General features: G+C 69.0%; 10 protein-coding genes. 5 read left to right on the top strand and 5 right to left on the bottom strand.

Annotated elements, in window-relative coordinates; genetic code table 11:
* Positions 1–167 precede the first annotated feature (167 nt).
* The 3 genes from OZ403_RS13355 to OZ403_RS13345 are packed head-to-tail and all read left to right on the top strand — an operon-like array spanning position 168 to position 3,104.
* A complete protein-coding gene (locus OZ403_RS13355; RefSeq protein WP_140790050.1) occupies positions 168–1,760 on the top strand; it encodes an AlkA N-terminal domain-containing protein in 1,593 nt (530 codons plus the stop codon).
* Complete coding sequence (gene ogt / locus OZ403_RS13350; protein ID WP_268784363.1) at positions 1,714–2,226, top strand: methylated-DNA--[protein]-cysteine S-methyltransferase; 513 nt, start codon at positions 1,714–1,716, stop codon at positions 2,224–2,226. The genes OZ403_RS13355 and ogt overlap by 47 nt, the downstream gene beginning before the upstream one ends.
* 50 nt (positions 2,227–2,276) lie before the next feature.
* Positions 2,277–3,104, top strand: coding sequence for an isocitrate lyase/PEP mutase family protein (locus tag OZ403_RS13345; protein WP_268784362.1), 828 nt, complete (start codon positions 2,277–2,279; stop codon positions 3,102–3,104).
* A gap of 38 nt (positions 3,105–3,142) precedes the next feature.
* On the opposite strand, the gene OZ403_RS13340 is transcribed toward OZ403_RS13345, so the two are convergent.
* Positions 3,143–6,088 (bottom strand): choice-of-anchor D domain-containing protein, encoded by a 2,946-nt coding sequence (locus OZ403_RS13340; protein WP_268784361.1) that lies wholly within the window; start codon positions 6,086–6,088, stop codon positions 3,143–3,145.
* Positions 6,089–6,541: 453 nt separating this feature from the next.
* On the opposite strand from OZ403_RS13340, the gene uvrA reads away from it, so the two are divergent.
* A complete protein-coding gene (gene uvrA, locus OZ403_RS13335; RefSeq protein WP_140798001.1) occupies positions 6,542–9,442 on the top strand; it encodes an excinuclease ABC subunit UvrA in 2,901 nt (966 codons plus the stop codon).
* A 354-nt stretch (positions 9,443–9,796) separates the two neighbouring features.
* A complete protein-coding gene (locus tag OZ403_RS13330; protein ID WP_268784360.1) occupies positions 9,797–11,251 on the top strand; it encodes a POT family MFS transporter in 1,455 nt (484 codons plus the stop codon).
* 227 nt (positions 11,252–11,478) lie between these two features.
* Here the strand turns inward: OZ403_RS13330 and OZ403_RS13325 are convergent, their stop codons facing one another.
* From OZ403_RS13325 to OZ403_RS13310, 4 genes are all read right to left on the bottom strand, one after another.
* Positions 11,479–12,867, bottom strand: a complete 1,389-nt coding sequence (locus OZ403_RS13325; protein WP_140790039.1) for a peptide MFS transporter — start codon at positions 12,865–12,867, stop codon at positions 11,479–11,481.
* Positions 12,868–13,025: 158 nt separating this feature from the next.
* Entirely contained in the window at positions 13,026–15,938 is a 2,913-nt protein-coding gene (locus OZ403_RS13320) for an ATP-binding protein (protein ID WP_140790037.1), read from the bottom strand.
* Positions 15,935–16,723, bottom strand: a complete 789-nt coding sequence (locus OZ403_RS13315) for a methyltransferase domain-containing protein (protein WP_140790035.1) — start codon at positions 16,721–16,723, stop codon at positions 15,935–15,937. Before OZ403_RS13315 ends, OZ403_RS13320 begins: the two co-directional genes overlap by 4 nt.
* Positions 16,720–19,134, bottom strand: coding sequence for a hypothetical protein (locus OZ403_RS13310; protein ID WP_140853943.1), 2,415 nt, complete (start codon positions 19,132–19,134; stop codon positions 16,720–16,722). Before OZ403_RS13310 ends, OZ403_RS13315 begins: the two co-directional genes overlap by 4 nt.
* Positions 19,135–19,226 lie beyond the last annotated feature (92 nt).

Raw genomic sequence — 19,226 nt, 5'->3', positions numbered from 1 at the left:
GCCCTGTCGAGTCGAGATCATCTCATGTCGCCAATGGCTGACAGAACGCAACCTCTCCGGGCGGCCAAACCCCGGGCGGGACGGATGACGCACCCCGTCCAATCCGTGCCCATTGAGGTCCGAAAGCGGCCAGACAGCGGCAATCGGGTATGGGAGTTTGCCCCCCCATGAACGGCCTGGACGCCAGCGCGTGCTACCGCGCGATGCAGACCCGAGATGCCCGCTTCGACGGCCGGTTCTTCACCGCCGTCCGGACGACGCGCATCTATTGCCGGCCCATCTGCCCGGCCCGGACGCCCCGGTTCGAGAACTGCACCTTCTATCCGAGCGCCGCCGGGGCCCAGGAGGCGGGCTACCGACCCTGCCTGCGCTGCCGCCCGGAGACATCACCGGACCTCGCCTTCTGGCGGGGCACCTCCAACACCGTCGCTCGGGCCCTGGCGCTCATCGCCGAGGGCGGCCTGGATGACGACGGCGCCGGGGTGGAGGAGCTCGCGGGCCGGCTGGGCGTGGGCGACCGGCAGCTGCGGCGGTTGTTCCAGCAGCACCTGGGAGCCTCGCCCGTGGCCGTCGCCCAGACGCGGCGCGTGCTGTTCGCCCGGCAGCTCCTGCATGAGACGACCCTGCCCATGGCCGAGGTGGCACTGGCCTCGGGGTTCCGCAGCGTCCGCCGCTTCAACGACGTGTTCCGCGCCCTGTATGGACGGCCTCCCAGCGCGCTCCGCCGGAGCCGAGCCCCGGTGGGCGATGCCGCCGCGGGTGTCACGCTCTTCATCCCCTACCAGCCCCCCTATGACTGGGAAGCGATGCTGGCGCATCTGGAGGCACGGGCCCTACCGGGATTGGAGCACATCGAGGCCGGGCGCTACCGGCGGACCGTGGCGACCGCAGGCGGTCAAGGCGCCGTCGAAGTCTTCCGAGCCCCTGGACGCGACGGGTTGCTCGCGACGCTCCGCCTCCCCCAGGTTCAGGCCCTGCCCTCGGTGGTGGCACAGGTCCGGCGCGTCTTCGACGTGGGCGCGGACATGGACGTCATCCGGGAACACTTGTGCCGCGACCCGCACCTCGCTCCGCTGGTGTCCCTGCGGCCAGGACTGCGAGCACCGGGAGGCTGGGACGGCTTCGAGCTCGCGGTCCGCGCCGTGTTGGGACAGCAAGTCACGGTCTCCGCGGCGCGCGGACTCGGGGCGCGGCTGGTCGCGGCGTATGGCGAGCCCACCCGTGTCGAATCGACGGGAGACGCCCGGTTGATGCGCACCTTTCCCCGGCCGGAAAGACTGGCGCAGGAGGACTTGAGCTCGCTCGGCATGCCGGCCGCCAGGGCCCGGACCCTGTCGAGCCTGGCCGCGGCGGCCGCAGCGGACCCGAGGCTGTTCCAGCCACGCGCCACGCTGGAGGAGACCGTCGAACGCTTCAAGCGCATCCCCGGCATCGGAGATTGGACGGCGCAGTACATCGCGCTGCGCGCCGTGCGCGAACCGGATGCCTTCCCTTCGGCGGATGTCGCACTGCTGCGTGCACTCACGGGCGAGGATGGCGTGCGGCCTCCTCCAGATGAAGCGCTTCGTCGCTCCGAAGCCTGGAGCCCCTGGCGCGCCTATGCCGCGCAGCACCTCTGGGCCGCGGATGCCGCCCGGCCCGGGCCCACACCCCACCTTCCCCGCTCCCCCTCGCGACAGAGAGATGACGATGCCCCCGCCGCTGCGTTTGCTCATGGACCGCGCCCCCACGCCCATCGGCTTGATGCTGGTCGTCTGTGACGAAGCGGGCAGCCTTCGCGCGGTCGACTGGGAGGAGTACGAGCCCCGGATGCTCCGGCTGCTGCGGCTCCATTACGGCGTGAACGGCTACGTGCTCGAGCCCGCGAGCGACCCCTTCGGCAGGACGACCACGATGCAGACCTATCTGCGCGGAGACGTCAGCGTCATCGACTCGCTGCCCGTGGCCACCGCGGGTACGCCCTTCCAGCGAGAAGTCTGGCGCGCGCTGCGTGACATCCCCGCGGGCGCCACCACGAGCTACGGCCAACTGGCCCAGCGAATCGGCCGCCCCAAGGCCGTGCGCGCCGTGGGCATGGCCAACGGCGCCAACCCGATTGGCGTGGTGGTCCCCTGCCACCGGGTGGTGGGGTCCAACGCGTCACTGACGGGCTACGGCGGTGGACTGGAGCGCAAGCAGTGGCTGCTCGACCACGAGCGCCGCCATGCATCGTGCTCCGTGGCCTGACCTTCACTTCATGTGATTCCCGACCGGCACACCTTCACAGGAGTCCATTCATGACCACCGACAGCACCCGCCGCGCAGAGACGTTCCACGCCCTGCACCAGGGCCCCGACCTCCTCATCCTGGCCAATGCCTGGGACGCGGGCAGCGCACGGCTCATCGAAAGCCTGGGCGCGAAGGCCATTGCCACCACGAGCGCGGGCGTCGCCTGGGCGCATGGGTATCCGGACGGGGACGCACTCCCTCTCGACCGACTGCTCGCCACGGTCAGCGCCATCACCCGTGTCATCCGCGTCCCCCTCACGGTCGACTTCGAGGGCGGCTACTCCAACGACGCGGCTCAGGTGGGGGACGCCGCTGGCCGCCTCATCGATGCGGGTGCCGTGGGCATCAACATCGAGGACGCAAGCAGCCCGCCCGCGGCGCTGTGCGAGAAGATTGCCCGCGTGAGGCAGGTCAGCACCCGCCTGGGTGTCCGGCTCTTCATCAACGTGCGGACGGATGTGTATCTGCGAGGGCTGGTCCCCGAGCCGCTGCGGCAGCAGGAGACGCTGGCCCGAGCGGAGCAGTACCGCGCTGCCGGCGCGGACGGACTCTTCGTGCCCGGACTGGTGGATGCGGCTGGCCTCCAAGCCATCACTGCGGGCACGCTCCTTCCCGTCAACGCCATGGTCCGCCCCGGTCTCCCCAACGCCCAGGAACTGCGGCGCGTGGGGGTCCGCAGACTCTCCAGCGGCGCCTCCATTCCCCAGACGTTGCTGGGCGAAGCCGCGGCCCTGGCCACGGCCTTCCTCGCGGACGGGCGCTCCGAGCCCCTGTGTCAGAAACGGATGGACTACGCGGCCATCAACGCGCTGATGCCGTCGGACGCCTCGTCCTGAGGACAGACGCCCGGCGGCATCACGCTCCGCACACCCGTTCAGCCGCAGCCCAGCGGGTACGTCACCTCTACCAGCGAACCCGCCTCGGGCGCCGTGGGGCGGTCGAAGAGGATGGCATTCTCGCGGGCGTCGTACACCCAGCCGGACGTCACGCGGACGCCGTCCACATCGACGACGATGCTGCCCGGATCTTCCGGCGTCTCGGACAGGGGGAACTTGCGGTTCGCGCCAAACGTGCTGTCGGACAGCTTCTCCAACGAGCTGGCCCAGTTCGGCGTGCAGATGCTGTCCACCACGCCGCCCGTGGCCTCCGCCAGTTGGATGTAGCGGCTGCCCGAGCTGCTGGACGTGGGGCACCTGGCCAGGTCCGACGGCCCGACGATGGCATTGACGCTCAGCTTCGAGCGGTCATTGCCCTTCAGCGCCAGCAGGTACGTCTCGTAGAAGGACACCGGCTGCACGCTGAAGTCCTCCTCGTCCGACACGAAGATGATGGCCAGACGGGCGTCCTCGCGCAGGAAGCCTCCGTTGCCGTCGTTGGGCTGCGCGGTGCGCGGGTCATCCTCGTTGTAGAGCAGCGGGTCCGCCAGCGCGCGGTAGGCGGCCTCCAGTCCCTGCTCGTTCCAATGGCAGACACCCACGCGGGTGTTGTTGGCGAAGACGCCCGCGGCGTCCGGCGTCGCCGGAGTGATGATTCGCGGCCGGGTGCCGTCCACGGGGAACAGGCGGCCATTCTCTCCGCCCTGCGAGCCGCCCGGGCACTCAGACCAGCCACCTGGAGACGGGTCCAGGCCCGTGGTGGTGACGCCGATGCGGTAGTCCACCGAGGCGCCGTCCGCCGCGCTCAGGAAGGCCGCGAAGTTCTGCCCCAGGCTCTGCTGCTCCTCCATCATCGACCCCGAGTTGTCGACCACGAAGAGCACGTCCACCTTCGCCTGTGACTCCTGGAAGAAGCGGTCCGTCTGCTCCGCCTTCGTCACGCCCTGTCCCACCATGCCCACCGTGTAGACGGAGCCATCCGCCAGGGTGAAACGCAACGCCGCGGTGTCAGCGCCATCATCCACCGGGGCATACGTCGCCGTCAGCGCGCGCGTGCTCTGGCTCGCCAGCGTCCACGGGGCGTTGCCGCCACCATCCACGGCGAACTCGCCCGCGTCCGCGTCGAACGCCACCTGGCTCACCTGGATGGGCCCGACGCACGAGTTCACGGCCACCAGCTCCCGCGTGCGCGGGCCGCACGTCAGCTTGGTGACGCCGAAGTCCACCGTGGTGGGCTGCACCGCGAAGCATCCCACGACGCCCTCGCCCTGCAGCTCCACCAGCGGGTGTCCCTGCGTGGGGCTGTTCACCCAGGCCTCGGCCAGCCCCGAGAAGCCACCTTCCTCGGACGGTTTGAAGCGGACCACCAGCGTCGCCTTCGCGCCCGGCTCCAGCACGCCGTTGCGCATGGGAGACGCGGAGAACACCCCGTCCGAACCCTGGGCGAGCTGCATCGACGCCAGGTAGCAGGCCTCCGTGCCCGTGTTCCGCAGCGTCACCCCCAGCGCCACCTCCGCGCCCACCGGCACCTTGCCGAAGTCCAGCTGCTGGGGCAGCACGTACTGGCACGGCGCGAACACCCGACTCCGCCCCTCCAGCGCCACCGCCTCCGTGGTCGCGGAGCCGCTGTCACGCACCGTGACGGAGAGCTGTCCCTGGCTGGCGTCCGTGTTCCCCGCCTTGGGCCGGAAGGTGACGCTCACCCGGGCATTCTGCCCCGCGGGCACCATCACGCTGGCGGGCGCCTGGGCCAGGGTGAAGTAGCCGCCCTGCTGCGTGTCGAGTTGGAGGTCGGTGACGCTCACGTCCGCACGGCAACGGTTGTAGACGGTGACGTCGCGCGTCGCCGTCATGCCCTCCGCCACCGTGCCGAAAGCCAGCCGCCGGGGCAGCACCGTCACGCACGAGCCGCCGCCCTCTCCCACCAGCGACACCTTGGGGCCCGGCGCGCTGGAGCCCTGCTCGCGCACGCCAATCTCCACCCGCCCGTCACGCACCTTGCCCACCGCCGCAGGCGTGAAGGCCACGCGCAGCTCCACCGCCGCGCCCGGTGCCAACTGCCCGTTGGCCACCACCGGCTCACTGGTGATGCGGAAGACGCCCTCCGAGCTGTCCACGAGCTGCGAGCCCGAGAAGCTCAACGGCTGCGTGCCCTGGTTGCGCACGGTGATGACCTGCTCCGCCGTGGCCCCCAGCGCCACGCGCCCGAAGTCCACGCGCAGCGGCGTCACCTCCAGCTTGGACGCCACGCCCGTTCCCGTCAGCGGCACCACCGCCGGCTCACACCCGTCGCACACCGCCACGTGCAGCGCCGCCTCGGCCGCGCCCAGCCGGTGCGGGGCGTAGGCGACAGGCACCACCAACTGCTCGCCCGGAGCCAGCGAGGAGGGCAGGCCCTGCCCGGCGGTGAACTGGTCGGCGTCCGCGCCCTGCACCGACAGCGTCAGCGGACTGTCCACGTCCGATGGGTTGCGCACCGTCACCTCGCGCATCTCCACCAGGCCCATGGCCACGTTGCCGAAGTCGAGCGCCTCCGAGGACACCTCGATGAAGGCCTTCACGCCGCGGCCGGACACCGGCACGCGTCCGCCGACCTCCGCGTCGGTGATGATTTCCACCACGCCCTGAATCTCGCCCTCTACCCGCGGCAGGAAGTGGATTTCGATGTCCTGCTCGCCACCCGCGGACAGGATGAAGGGCTCGAAGGGGGGAATGTCGACGTTGGGCACGCTGGAGACGGCGCCTTCCACACGATAGGAAGCCCGGCCCGCGTTGGCGATTCGCAGCTTGAACGTCTTGGTATGCCCCAGCGCCGCGGGACCGAAGTCCACAGTCTCTGGCCGGACGACGAAGGCGCTCTTTGCCTTTTGAGAGGCGGGCCGTTCACACGCCCCTCCCGCCACCATCACCACCACCAACGCCACCAGCCCAAACGCCCTGCGCATAACGTCCTCCCCGCCCCACCGGGAGACGCCAGGAACACACCCTGGTTCACCTCACGGCTCAGCGGGGGGCCCTTTGCAACCCCGGTGCCCGGTCCACCCACAGAGAGGCGAGGGGCGCTCCCACGCGGCAACCCCCTGGCCTCGCAGGGAAACGCCAGAGCCCGCCCGGGAAATGCGGGTGTCCTTTCGCAGGACACTTCTGAAATTCCTTCAGGAACCCCAGGTGTCACACAGACGAATCCTCCGTCCGGGTGGGGCAGGCGGCCAGGCGTCGCGACTTCGCCCCCTCTGAGTGGCCTGGAAGGGGCTCGAAGATTTCAGGGACGCCTCCCCGCCTGAAGGGTCGCCAGATGTGGGATGCGGGGCGCAACCCAGGACGTTCCCCAGCATCCAGAGCGGTTCCAACGTGTTTCCCCCTACCGGAACACATATTCAGTGGTAGATCGCCCGCCCATGTCCGAGCCCGACGTCATTTCCCTCAGAGGCGCCAAGGAGCACAACCTCAAGAACGTCTCCTTGGACATTCCCAAGAAAAAGCTCGTCGTCTTCACCGGCGTGTCTGGTTCGGGCAAGAGCTCGCTCGCCTTCGACACCCTCTACGCGGAAGGCCAGCGCCGCTACGTGGAGAGCCTCTCCGCCTATGCCCGGCAGTTCCTGGGGCAGATGGAGAAGCCGAAGTACGACACCATTCGCGGCCTGTCGCCCACCATCTCCATCGAGCAGAAGGCGGCCAGCAACAACCCCCGCTCCACGGTGGGCACCGTCACGGAAGTGCACGACTATCTGCGCGTACTTTATGCCTCCATCGGGGTGCAGCACTGCCCCAACTGTGGCGTGAAGGTGGGCAAGCAGAGCGCGCAGCAGATTGTCGATGAAATCCTCAAGGCCCCCGCGGGCACCAAGCTCCAGGTGCTGGCGCCGCTGGTGACGAACCGCAAGGGCGAGCACAAGGACCTGCTCGCCGAGGCCCAGAAGCGCGGCTTCTCCCGTGCCCGCATCGACGGCGCGCTCAAGAGCCTGGAGGAGCGCATCGAGTTGGACAAGAAGTCCAAGCACGACATCGCGCTCGTCATCGACCGCGTGGTGCTCAAGCCGGACGTGAAGACGCGCCTCACCGACTCCGTGGAGACGGCGCTGCGAGAAGGCAAGGGCACGCTCATCATCACCGACGAGAAGGGCACGCTCGCCTCCGACCGGGTGATGTCCGAGCTCAATGCCTGCTCCAAGTGTGGCCTGTCCTTTGGTGATTTGACGCCCGCGTCCTTCTCCTTCAACAACCCCCTGGGGATGTGCACGGACTGCAACGGTCTGGGCACCAAGCCGGAGATGGACCCGGACCTCATCGTCCCGGACACGTCACGCAGCATCCGCGATGGCGCCATCGAACCGTGGGCCGGCAGCATGAACCGCGGCGAGGGCTGGACAGCCGACTTCGTGGAGAGCCTGGCCAAGGCCTTCAAGATTGATCTGGACGTGCCCTACGCGAAGCTGACCAAGCGCGAGAAGGACACGCTGATGTACGGCGCCAATGGCAAGTCCTTCACCGTCGCGTGGGGCGAGGGCGGCAAGTACAAGATGGAATGGGAGGGCCTGGTCGAGCGCATGATGCGCAACTTCAAGACGACCACCTCCGAGGCGCGCCGCACCGAGCTCCAGAAATACTTCAGCGACAAGCCCTGCCCGTCCTGCAAGGGCGAGCGCCTGAAGCCGGAGAGCCGCGCGGTGAAGGTGCACGGGCGCAGCATCGTCGAGCTGAGCCGGCTGACCATCTCCGACTCGCTGGGCTTCCTGGGCGACATGGCCCTGTCCGCGCACGAGCGGAAGATCGCCACCGAGCTGCTGAAGGAGATTCGCAGCCGCCTGTCCTTCCTGGTGGACGTGGGCCTGGGCTACCTGATGCTGGACCGCACCGCGTCCACGCTGTCAGGCGGTGAGAGCCAGCGCATCCGGCTGGCGTCGCAGATGGGCAGTGAGCTGACGGGCGTCATCTACATCCTGGATGAGCCCTCCATCGGCCTGCACCAGCGCGACAACGGCAAGCTGCTGCTGACGCTCAAGCGCCTGCGGGACTTGGGCAACTCCGTCATCGTCGTGGAGCACGACGAGGAGACGATGGAGGAGGCGGACTGGCTGGTGGACTTCGGTCCGGGCGCGGGCGAGCTGGGCGGCCAGGTGGTGGCCCAGGGCACGCCGGAGCAGGTCATGGCGAACGAGGCCAGCTCCACCGGCGCGTACCTCTCCGGGCGGCAGGAAATCGAGATTCCGCAGGAGCGCCGCAAGCCGGACCCGAAGCGCAAGCTGGTCATCCAGGGGGCACAGGAGAACAACCTGAAGAACGTGGACGCGGAGATTCCGCTGGGCGTCTTCAGCGCGATTACCGGCGTGTCCGGCGCGGGCAAGTCCACGCTCATCAACGAGATTCTCTTCCCGGCCCTGGCGCGGCACCTCTACGAGAGCCGTGAATCCCCGGGCAAGCACAAGGCCGTGCTGGGCATGGAGCACCTGGACAAGGTCATCGACATCGACCAGCGCCCCATCGGCCGCACGCCGCGCAGCAACCCGGCCACGTACACCAAGCTCTTCGACAACATCCGCGAGGTGTTCGCGATGACGCCGGAGGCGCGCGCGTTCGGCTACGGGCCGGGCCGATTCAGCTTCAACATCAAGGGCGGCCGCTGCGAGGCGTGCGAAGGCGACGGCGTGAAGCTGGTGGAGATGCACTTCCTGGCGGACGTCTACGTGCCCTGCGAGGTGTGCGCCGGCAAGCGCTTCAACGAGGCCACCCTGCGCGTGCGCTACAAGGGGAAGAACATCGCCGAGGTGCTCGATATGAGCGTGCGCGAGGCGATGGAGCACTTCGGCGCTCACCGCGACATCATGCGCGTGCTGCAGACGCTCCATGACGTCGGTCTGGGCTACATCCGCCTGGGGCAGCCCTCCCCCACCCTGTCCGGCGGCGAGGCCCAGCGCATCAAGCTGGCCCGCGAGCTGGCGCGCGTGGCCACCGGGCGCACCCTCTACATCCTCGACGAGCCCACCACCGGCCTGCACTTCGAGGACATCCGCAAGCTGCTGTCCGTGCTCAACCGGCTGGTGGAGGCGGGCAACAGCGTGCTCGTCATCGAGCACAACCTGGACGTCATCAAGAGCGCGGACTGGCTCATCGACCTGGGCCCCGAGGGCGGCGCGGGCGGCGGCAGGATTCTGGCCGCTGGCACGCCCGAGCAGGTCGCCGAGGTCGAAGGCAGCCACACCGGCCGCTACCTGGGCCACGTGCTCACCAAGGCCCGCCGGGCCCGCGTGGGCGTGCGTGTGGACGACCCGGTGCCCGTGAAGAAGGGCGCGCGGGGCTGACGGCGCACCGCGCAATGCCTCCTGGGAAAATGGAGCGGGGGGACGGGGGTGCCTTCATTCACCCCCACCCCCTCGCACCACCTTGGAGGAAAGACATCATGGGAAATGATAGGGATATTCCAATGCCTGTCAAACCCAGCCAGGCAACTTGAGTTGTATTAACAAACACGCACGCCCACCGGAATGACGCAGGTAGTCTTACCGGAGATTTCCGGCATGGGTGCGGCCAGGGAAGCGCCGGGTGGCGCGGCGGGGCCCTTCCGTTCGGTGGAGTCCCGGCGGCGCGTTGGGTAGGGTGCGGCTTCTCAGAATCTAGGAGCCCCCACCTTTCGTCACGAGGGAGCACCCCGTCGTATGGCCCAGGCAACCGCCGCGCAGAGCAGCAAGTTCCCGCCGCAAATCCCCTTCATCATCGGCAACGAGGCGTGTGAGCGCTTCAGCTTCTACGGGATGCGGAACATCCTCACGGTGTTCCTCATCGACTACCTGCTGCGCACGCAGATACCGGACAACGCGCTGCGCGAGGCCGAAGCCAAGAGCCTGATGCACACGTTCATGGCGGGCGTGTACTTCTTCCCGCTCATCGGCGGCTACCTGGCGGACCGGTTCTTCGGGAAGTACCGCATCATCCTGGGGCTGAGCCTGGTGTACTGCCTGGGCCACGCGTGCCTCGCCGTCTTCGAGAACAGCGTCACGGGGTTCTTCACGGGCCTGGCGCTCATCGCCATTGGCAGTGGCGGCATCAAGCCCTGCGTGGCGGCAATGGTGGGGGACCAGTTCAACGAGTCCAACAGCCACCTGGTGAAGAAGGTCTTCGCCATCTTCTACTGGACCATCAACTTCGGCTCGTTCTTCGCGTCGCTGTTCATCCCCCTGCTGCTCAAGCACTTCGGGCCGTCGGTGGCCTTCGGCATCCCCGGGGTGCTGATGTTCATCGCGACGTTCATCTTCTGGGCGGGCCGTCACAAGTACGTCCGGGTGCCGGCGACGGGCGCCAATCCGCACAGCTTCTTCAAGGTGGTGGCCAGCGCGCTGCGCAACCGCGGCCAGGGCGGCGGCTGGCTGGACGGCGCGAAGCGGAAGCACCCCGAGGAGGCCGTGGACGGCGTGAAGGCGGTGTTCAAGGTGAGCGCGCTGCTGCTCCCCTTCGTGCCCTTCTTCTGGATGCTCTTCGACCAGAAGGCTTCGACGTGGGTGGTGCAGGCCCGGTCCATGGACCCGCAGGTGGGGCCGTTCACCTTCCAAGCCAGCCAGATGCAGTTCGTCAATCCGCTGCTGGTGATGCTGCTCATCCCCTTCCTGACGGCCGTCGTCTACCCGGCCTTCCAGCGCTTCGGCTGGGAGCTGACGCCGCTGCGGCGCATGCCGCTGGGCCTGGTGATTGGCGCGCTGTCGTTCATCATCGCCGGCATCTTCCAGGTGACGATGGAGGGCGGCACGACGCTGAACATCGCGTGGCAGATTCTCCCGTACATCGTGCTGACGCTGGGCGAAATCCTGATGTCCACCACGGGCCTGGAGTTCGCGTACACGCAGGCCCCGCGTGAGATGAAGGGCACCATCCAGAGCGTGTGGCTGGTGACGAACACGCTGGCCAACGTGGCGGTGGCCATCACCGCGAAGCTCAACGTCTTCACGGGCTCCGGGCAGTTCTTCTTCTACGCCGGCTTCGCCCTGGTGGCCGCAGTGGGTATGGCCCTGGTGGCCCGCCGCTACGTGGTGCGCGACTACTACCAGACGTCCGCGCCCGTCCCCACCGAGGAGCGCACCGCCGCCGGTGTGACGCCCGGCTCGGCGAAGTCCGCGTAGCCAGGCGGTCAGCCCGCAGCAGTGGACGCCGGTGCACCCCTGAGGTGCGCCGGCGTTTGTGTTTCAGGCGTGGCGCGGACAGCGGCGCGAACGGAAACGCCGGAGCAGCCCCCCGGGCGCGTTTCGGCATCGGACCGGCGCGAGGCCGCCAGCTCCGCGAACAGAAACGCCGGCGCCCCATCGGGACGCCGGCGTCTGGACTTCAATCAGGAGGAGTCCGCGACCGCTCAGGCCGCCGCCACCGAGCCGCCCTGCTGCTCGGAGGTGGGCGCGGAGGGCTTCACCTCGTCCGTGCCGTGCATCATCCGCTTGAGGATGGGCGACACGACGAGCAGCAGCACGCCAGCGATGCCCGTTCCCACGGAGATGTAGAGGAATACGCTGAACTCGCCCAGCTTCTCCGAGTAGCCACCGAAGACACCGGCCAGCTTGTTGGCCGCCGCGTTCGCGAGGAACCACACGCCCATCATCGCGGAGACGATGCGCGCCGGCGCCACCTTGGTCACCATGGACAGGCCCACGGGCGACAGGCACAGCTCACCCATGGTGTGCAGCAGGTAGGCCATCACCACCCACCACGCCGCCGCCTTGCCCGTCGAGGCGCTCTCGCTGGAGGCGCCCAGCATGAAGAGGAAGCCGGCGGAGAGGAACAGCAGGCCCATGCTCATCTTCACCGGGATGCTCGGGTCCTTGCCGCGCGCGGCCAGCCAGCTCCACAGGCCGGCGAAAATCGGCGCCAGCGTGACGATGAAGATGGAGTTGAAGTTCTGGAACCAGGTCGTCGGCACTTCCCAACCCAGGATGCCGCGGTCCACCTTCGCGTTCGTGTAGAGGTTCATCAAACCGCCGGCCTGCTCGAACCCCGTCCAGAAGGCGACGACGAACAGCGCCATGATGAAGATGACGAGGATGCGGTCGAACTCATCGCGGCTGAAGCCCGACTTCTCCGGGGTGCCCGGCTTCGCCTCGGCGGCGGCCACCATCCGCTCCGGCACCAGGCCCACCTTCCCCAGCAGCTTGCTCTGCAGCGACACGAAGGCGATCAGGCCCAGGAGCATGCCCACGCCGGCGGCGCCGAAGCCCCAGTGCCAGCCCACGCGCTCACCCAGCGTGCCGCAGATGAAGTTGCCGAGCACCGCGCCCAGGTTGATGCCCATGTAGAAGATGGTGAAGGCGCTGTCACGGCGGCCGTCACCGGGCGCGTACAGCCCGCCCACCATGGTGGAGATGTTCGGCTTGAAGAAGCCGTTGCCGATGATGAGGAATCCCAGGCCCGCGTAGAACATCGTCACGCTGGGCAAGGCCAGGATGAGGTGGCCTATCATCATCAACACGCCGCCGAGCACCACCGCCCGGCGCTGCCCCATGTAGCGGTCCGCGATGAAGCCGCCGGCGATGGGCGTCAGGTACACCAGGCCCGTATAGGTGCCGTAGAGGCTGAGTGCGTCCGCGGTGGACCAGCCAAATCCTCCGTTGACCTTGCTCGTGAGGAAGAGCACGAGCAGGCCACGCATGCCGTAATACGACATGCGCTCCCACATCTCAGTGAAGAACAGGAGATACAGCCCTCGCGGGTGCCCCTTGCGGGCATCACCCGCGGCTACGGTGCCTTGCATGCAGGTCGTTTCCTTGAAAAAGGAGAGGTGCGACGAAAAAGTGGCGTGACTGTAGCAGACACGCGGGCCGTGCCCAGGAGGACACCTGAGCGGATAGGGAATTCCCCTTCTCCGCCGCCCGGGCGCCGTGGGCTCGGGCGGGGCCTTTGCGTCCTGCGTCAGCCCAGGCGGCCGACGCGCGGCTCGGACGCGAGGTCGGGCATGCCTCCCGTGACACGAGGCGCCACGGGGCGCAGCGGCAGGCGGACCTCCACCTGCGTGCCCTCTCCCGGAACACTGCTCAGGGCGATGCTCCCTCCGTGCTGGATGATGATGCGGCGGCTGAGCGCCAACCCCAACCCCGTCCCCTCGCCCGCCGCGCGGGTGGAGAAGAAGGGCTGGAAGAGCCGCTCCATGTCCTCCGGGCGGATGCCCACCCCGTCATCACCGATGGTGACGATGGCCTCCTCCGCCGTGTTGGCCGTGGAGATGCGCACGCGCCCCTTGTCGCCCACCGCGCGCAGGGCGTTGTCCAGGAGGTTGAGCCACACCTGGTTCAGGGCGCCTGGGTTGCCCCGGATGGGCTCGCCGCAGTGGTACGCGCGCTCCACCTTGACGCCCGGCGGCACCTTCCACGCCAGCACGCTCAGGGTGGAGTCCAGCGACGAGTCCAGGGACAGCACCACCGGGGACTCGCTGGTGCGCGTGAAGGAGAGCAGGGATTCGGCCAGGTGGCGGATGCGCTGGCCACACTCCTCCACCACCTCCAGCATGGCCTTGCTCAGCTCCACGTCGGCGGTGCCACCCGTCAGCATGTCCTTGAGCGGCAGCAGCGCGTTCATCAGCCCGTTGAGCGGGTTGCGCACCTCATGCGCGAAGCCGGACGTGAGCAGGCCGATGGCCGCCAGCCGCTCGTTCTCCGCGGCGCGCACGGCCGCCTCGCGCAGGCGCAGCTGGGTTTCGATGCGCGCCAGCAGCTCGTTCGGGCTGAAGGGCTTGCCCAGGTAGTCATTGGCCCCTGTGCCCAGGCCCTCCACCTTGGCCGCCACCTCCTGGCGCGCGGTGAGGAGGATGACGGGGATGTCCACCGTCTGCGGGTCATTGCGCAGGGCGGTCAGCATCTGCAGGCCGGACATGACGGGCATCATCACGTCCGACAGGATGAGGTCCGGCCGCTCGCGCAGCGCGCGCTGCCGCCCGTCGTCGCCGTTGATGGCCTCCAGCACCCGGTAGTGCTGGGCCAGCAGCCGGGCGAGGAAGCTCCGAATCTCCGGGTCGTCCTCCACCACCATGATGCGGGGCGCCTCGGGCCCAGGCCCCGCGTGGTCCCTGGCCGGAGGAGGCGCCGCGCCCAGGACATCCGCCCCCGTCGGCTCCAGCGAGGGGAAGGCCCCGGAGATTCGGCGCTCGCGGCGCACGGGCATGACGGCCTGACGCCGCTCGCGCAAGTCCTCGCGGATGTGCGCGGAGCCCTTGGGCAGCCGCACGTGGAAGACGGAGCCCTGCCCCAGCTCGCTCGTCACGGAGATGCCGCCGGCGTGCAGTTCCAGCGTCTCCTTCACCAGCGCCAGACCGATGCCCGAGCCACCAAAGCGCCGGGTGCCGCTGTTATCCGCCTGGGAGAAGCGGTCGAAGATGACGGGGATGTCCTGCGGGGCGATGCCCTGGCCGGAGTCCTCCACCTCGACGTGCACCTCCAAGTCGTCCTCGCGCACGCGCACCGTCACCCCACCCTTCTGGGTGAACTTCAGCGCGTTGCCGAGCAGGTTCTGGAAGACGATGTCGATGCGCTCGTGGTCCACGTGGACGGGCGTCACCGTGCCGCCCTCCAGCCGCAGCGTCACGCCCTGCCGCTCCGCCATGGTGTGGAACGGCGGCACCACCGTGCTCAGGAAGCCGAACAGCTCCAGCGGCTGGTAGCGCAGGCGCGCCTTGCCCGACTCCAGTTGCGCCAGGTCCAGCAGGTTGTTGATGAGCCGCAGCAGGCGCTGCGCGCTGCGCTCCATGTTCGTCACCAGCGGAGGTACTTCCGCTGGCAGCGACTCCGCCTGCTTCGCCAGCGCCTCCAGCGTCAGCAGGATGAGCGTGAGCGGCGTGCGCAGCTCGTGGCTGACGTTGTCGAAGAACTCGCTCTTGAGCCGGTCCAGCTCCTGCTGCCGCGTGAGCGACGCCTCCAACTTCGTATTGGCCTCGGACAGCTCCTGCGTCCGCTCGGCCACGCGGTCCTCGAGCGCCTTGTTGGCGGCGAAAATCTCCTCGTTGCGCCGCTGCAGGTCCTCCAGGGACGTCTGCAGGCCCTGGTGCTGCTCCGACAGCTTCTCGTCCTTGCGCAACAGGGCCGCGCGCGTGTCCAGCCATGCCCCCGCCGCCACGCCCACCATGCCCAGGGAGCTGACCGCGAAGATGGGGGGCGCCAGGTTCAACGTGCCCGACAGCAGGCCGGCCACCATGCCCGCCATGCCGCCCACGATGTAGCGCCACGCCAGGGGCGGCAGGCTCTGCCAGCGGATGTCGTACTCGCAGCAGTCCGCCCCATCCACCTGGCAGCGCAGCTCCTTCACCTCCGCCAGGGGCAGGTTCCAGATGGCGGGGAACGCGGACAGGTTGCCCTGGCGCGCGCGGCAGAAGTTGCGATCTCTTTCGCGGATGCGGCTGACGTAGCGCACCTGCACCCGCGAGTCGGTGAGCGTGTCGATGTGGAAGCCGCCCACGCGGTTGTACGTGTGGTCCAGCTCCAGCGCTCGCTCGTAGACGCTGCGCGGCGTGGCCAGCGCCTTCATCATGTAATAGAGGAAGCCCACCGCCTCCGGACTGGCGATGCTGCGCCCCGCCTTCGTCATGAAGTCCGGATCACCGGAGTCCTTGTCGAGCACGTCGAAGAGCCGCTCGGTGAACCCCACGGAGACGAAGTTGGTGAGCGTCTCCACGTACGCCAACGTCAGCGGCAGCGCCTCGCGCTGCCACACCCGCACCAGCCGGTCCCGGCCGTAGGTCCGCTCGTAGTACAACATCACGCTGCGCAGCATCCGGACACTCAGCTCGGGTGTGTCGGGGGCTGACGGTGCGGAGGCCAGTTCCGCGGGGACGGTCAACGCTTCACTCCTTCGGTCGTCAACACCATCGCATATTTGAGGGTGTCGGCGTCGTCCAGGAGTGCGAGGAAGCGTTCACAGAAAGCGTCATAGGGGCCGGAGCCCCCGAAGAAGGGCTCGGCGAGCGGGCGCAGCGTCCGGAAGCGGATGACCCAGTCCTCGCGGAGCCGCGCGTCCACCGCGCCCGCCGCCACGTAGAACGGGGAGATGTGCACGCGCACGTCCACCAACCCCGCCTTGCGGAACAGGTGGAACAGCTTGCGGCCCGCGTGCAGGTCGAAGCGCGCCGCGCGCAGGGCGGCGAGCAGCTTCTGGCTCTCCTCCTGGAGATCCTCCGGAAAGGGCCAGTTCCACAGCCCCACCCCGTCGATGTCCGCCACCACCACGCGCCCACCGGGACGGACCACGCGCACCAGCTCCGCCAGCGCGGGGCCCGGCTCTCCCAGGTACTCGAAGACGTACTGGCACCAGACGTAGTCGAAGTGGTCGGCGGGCAGATGTGTCTCCGGCAGCGCGCCCTGACGCAGCTCCACATTGGGCCTGCCCGCCAGCAGCCCCCGGGCCGCCGCCAGGTGTTCGGCCTGCGGCTCGATGCCCACCACGCAGCCGTGCGGCCCCACCACGTCCAGCATCTCCGAGGTGATGACGCCGGGACCACAACCCACATCCAGTGCGGCGTCCCCGGGCCTCAGCCCGGTGAGCCTCAGCCGGTCCGCGTAGGAGGTGGCGCTCGCCTGCGCTTGCAGGCGGTGCACCTCCTGGGCCGACTCCATCAGGTAGGTCATGCCGCGATGTCCTTGTCATCCACCCGGCTACCACCCCGGCCATGGGCCGCCAGCCGCTCGAAGACGGCGAGCAGGTAGGCATTCCAGTCACGCACGAGCCGGCGGTGGGCCGTGAACTCCATCACCTTGCCCAGGTTGTGGAAACCCAGTGTCTCCAGGGCGGGCAGGTCCGCGTCCGAGGCCAGGCACTCCGCGGTGGAGCGGCCGCGCCGGGCCGAGTCCGCCACCGCGTGTGTCACCAGCGCCTGACGCACGGCATCCGCTTCCCGCGCATCCGGCTCCACCATGACGAGCGAGAAGGCGTTGTACCACTCCGCCCAGAAGAGACCGGGCGACGAGTCCTCCATGAGGACGAACCCCTGGGGCCCGTCCTTGCCCTCCACCAGGGCGATGCTGCGCGAGCGCCGCAGCCGCGCGTCCGAGTAGCGCCCGCCCAGCGTCCCCATGGTCATCTCGCCCTCCACCAGGTCCGAGCTGCGCAGCCGCACCACGTCCTGCGTCTCCCGCAGGTGCTGCTCCAGCCAGCGCAAATCGGCCGTCTCCGCGGGGCGCACGCGTAAATCGCTCCGAGGCGGCGGCAACGCGGCGTCCACGGGGAGCCGGCACGGCGTGAAGGCATGCAGGCAGCTCAGTCCCGGGCGCTCCAACCGGCTGGCGATGGCGCCGTAGATTCGCGACGTCCACCGGTTGCGGCAGCGCCACAGCGCGCGCAGGTATTCCACGTCGTCCAGGCTCTCCGCGTAGTCGGCCGCGAGCGCCACCAGCTCCTGGGAGATGGATTCGTGCCGGTGGTACCCCGGCCGCACCACCAGGTGCTGCGACAGCCAGGTGCGCGAGTAGATGCGCAGCCCGGAGATGTGGCCGTAGAGCCGGCCCTCGCGCTGATAGACGATGGCCTTGGACAGGCCGTGGATGCCGTTGCCCAGCCGCTGGTGCGCGTCCACCAGCGGCTCGGGCGTCGCCGTCTCGTGGAAGGGGTAGTCGGGAAAGCGGACGTCCGCGGAGCGGAACAAGTCCCACACGTCGGAGAAGGGCAGCTCGGACGCATCACGCGCATCGGGACACCGCGCCTTGATGAAGGCATCCAGGATGGCGGCGCGGGCCTCCGGCGCCAGCTCCAGGATGCGCAGGCCGCAGCGGCGCGGGCGGCTCATGCTGGCGCCCTCCTCCGTCACCGTGAGCTGCCCGGTGTCCTGCACCTGGGCGCGGCAGCGCGAGCGCGTGCCGTCCGGCAGCTGCAACATCACGTCGTCCAGCACCAACCCCGGCGGGAAGGCCTCCCGGCCCGCGTCGAAGGGAAAGGCGAAGCCGCCGGTGTGCAGGTCCAACAGCGGGCGGACGATGGCCTCCCCCGTCAGGGGCGAATTGAAGGACACCGCGAAGGGCCGCTCTACGGAGGAGCGGAAGCGCAGGCTGTTGCGGCGGTGGTGCAGGCTCAGCGTGCGCGGCAGGGCCACCTCCACCTGGTTGGGCTCCGAGGCCAGCACCGCCGTGGTGCCCACATGGCACACGCCGCCGAAGTCCAGGCACAGCCGCACCACGTCTCCTGGATGGAAGAGCGTGCCCGGCTGCGACTGCTCGCGCAGCACCAGGCGGGACTCCTCCGGCAGCACCTCCGCGCGGGAGAAGTCCACCAACCGGTTGCCTTCGTGCGTGCGCAGCCCGAAGCCCACCCCCGCGCGCACGGCGCGGCGCAGCAGGCCGCGGATGCGCACCGAGTCGTTGAGCAGCGGCGCGGCGGAAGAGCGCGCGTGCTCCACGGGACGCTCCAGCGACACGCCCAGGTGGAAGCCCTGGCCTTCGTGCGCGCGCAGCGGGCGCACCATGCGCACCGTGGCGTGGCCGGCGCGCAGCACCAGCGTGTCGCCGCGCAGCACCTGGAGCCCTTCCAGCTCCGTGCCCGGCGTGAGCCGCTCGATGCGCACGCTGGACTCCAGGCGCAGGCCCAGTCCTCCCGTGGCCACATCGAGAAGCCGCGCGCGGAACGCCGTGCCATCCGCCGTGAAGCAGGCCTCCAGGACGCCGTGCGGCTCGCGGCGCTCGGACTCGCGCAGCTCCAGCAATTCCTGGACGGCGCGGCGCAGCGCCGGGCTGGGGTCATCCTCCAGCGTGAAGAACATGTGCCCCGCGGCGGCCACGTCCACCAGGCTGTGGTGGGCCTGCGCATTGTCCCTGGGGCAGAGTACCGCGCGGATGGAGCGCGGGGTGTAGCGCTCCAAGTCCTTCAACAACCGGGGAAATATGTCCGGATGCGTCAACACCAGCGCGGGAGCGGATTTCGAGAGGAATTCGACCGCCTCCTGCCGGTTGGAGGCCTCGAGCACTTCGTAGCCATCCAGCAAGGCGCGGAGCCGTCCGCGACGCTCCGCCTCCGGATGCACGACCAGCACTGCGCGCGTCGTCACGGTCATATGTCCTCCTCCACCGGGTCAGAGCCGCCTGCCCCCGGATGAACCACTTCACGGGTCGGAATGTGACCGCCAGCCTCCACCGCCCCGCCGGA

The organism is Myxococcus sp. NMCA1, from assembly GCF_026810205.1.
GTDB lineage: Bacteria > Myxococcota > Myxococcia > Myxococcales > Myxococcaceae > Myxococcus > Myxococcus xanthus_A.
This window is presented reverse-complemented; position numbering and strand designations above follow the sequence as displayed.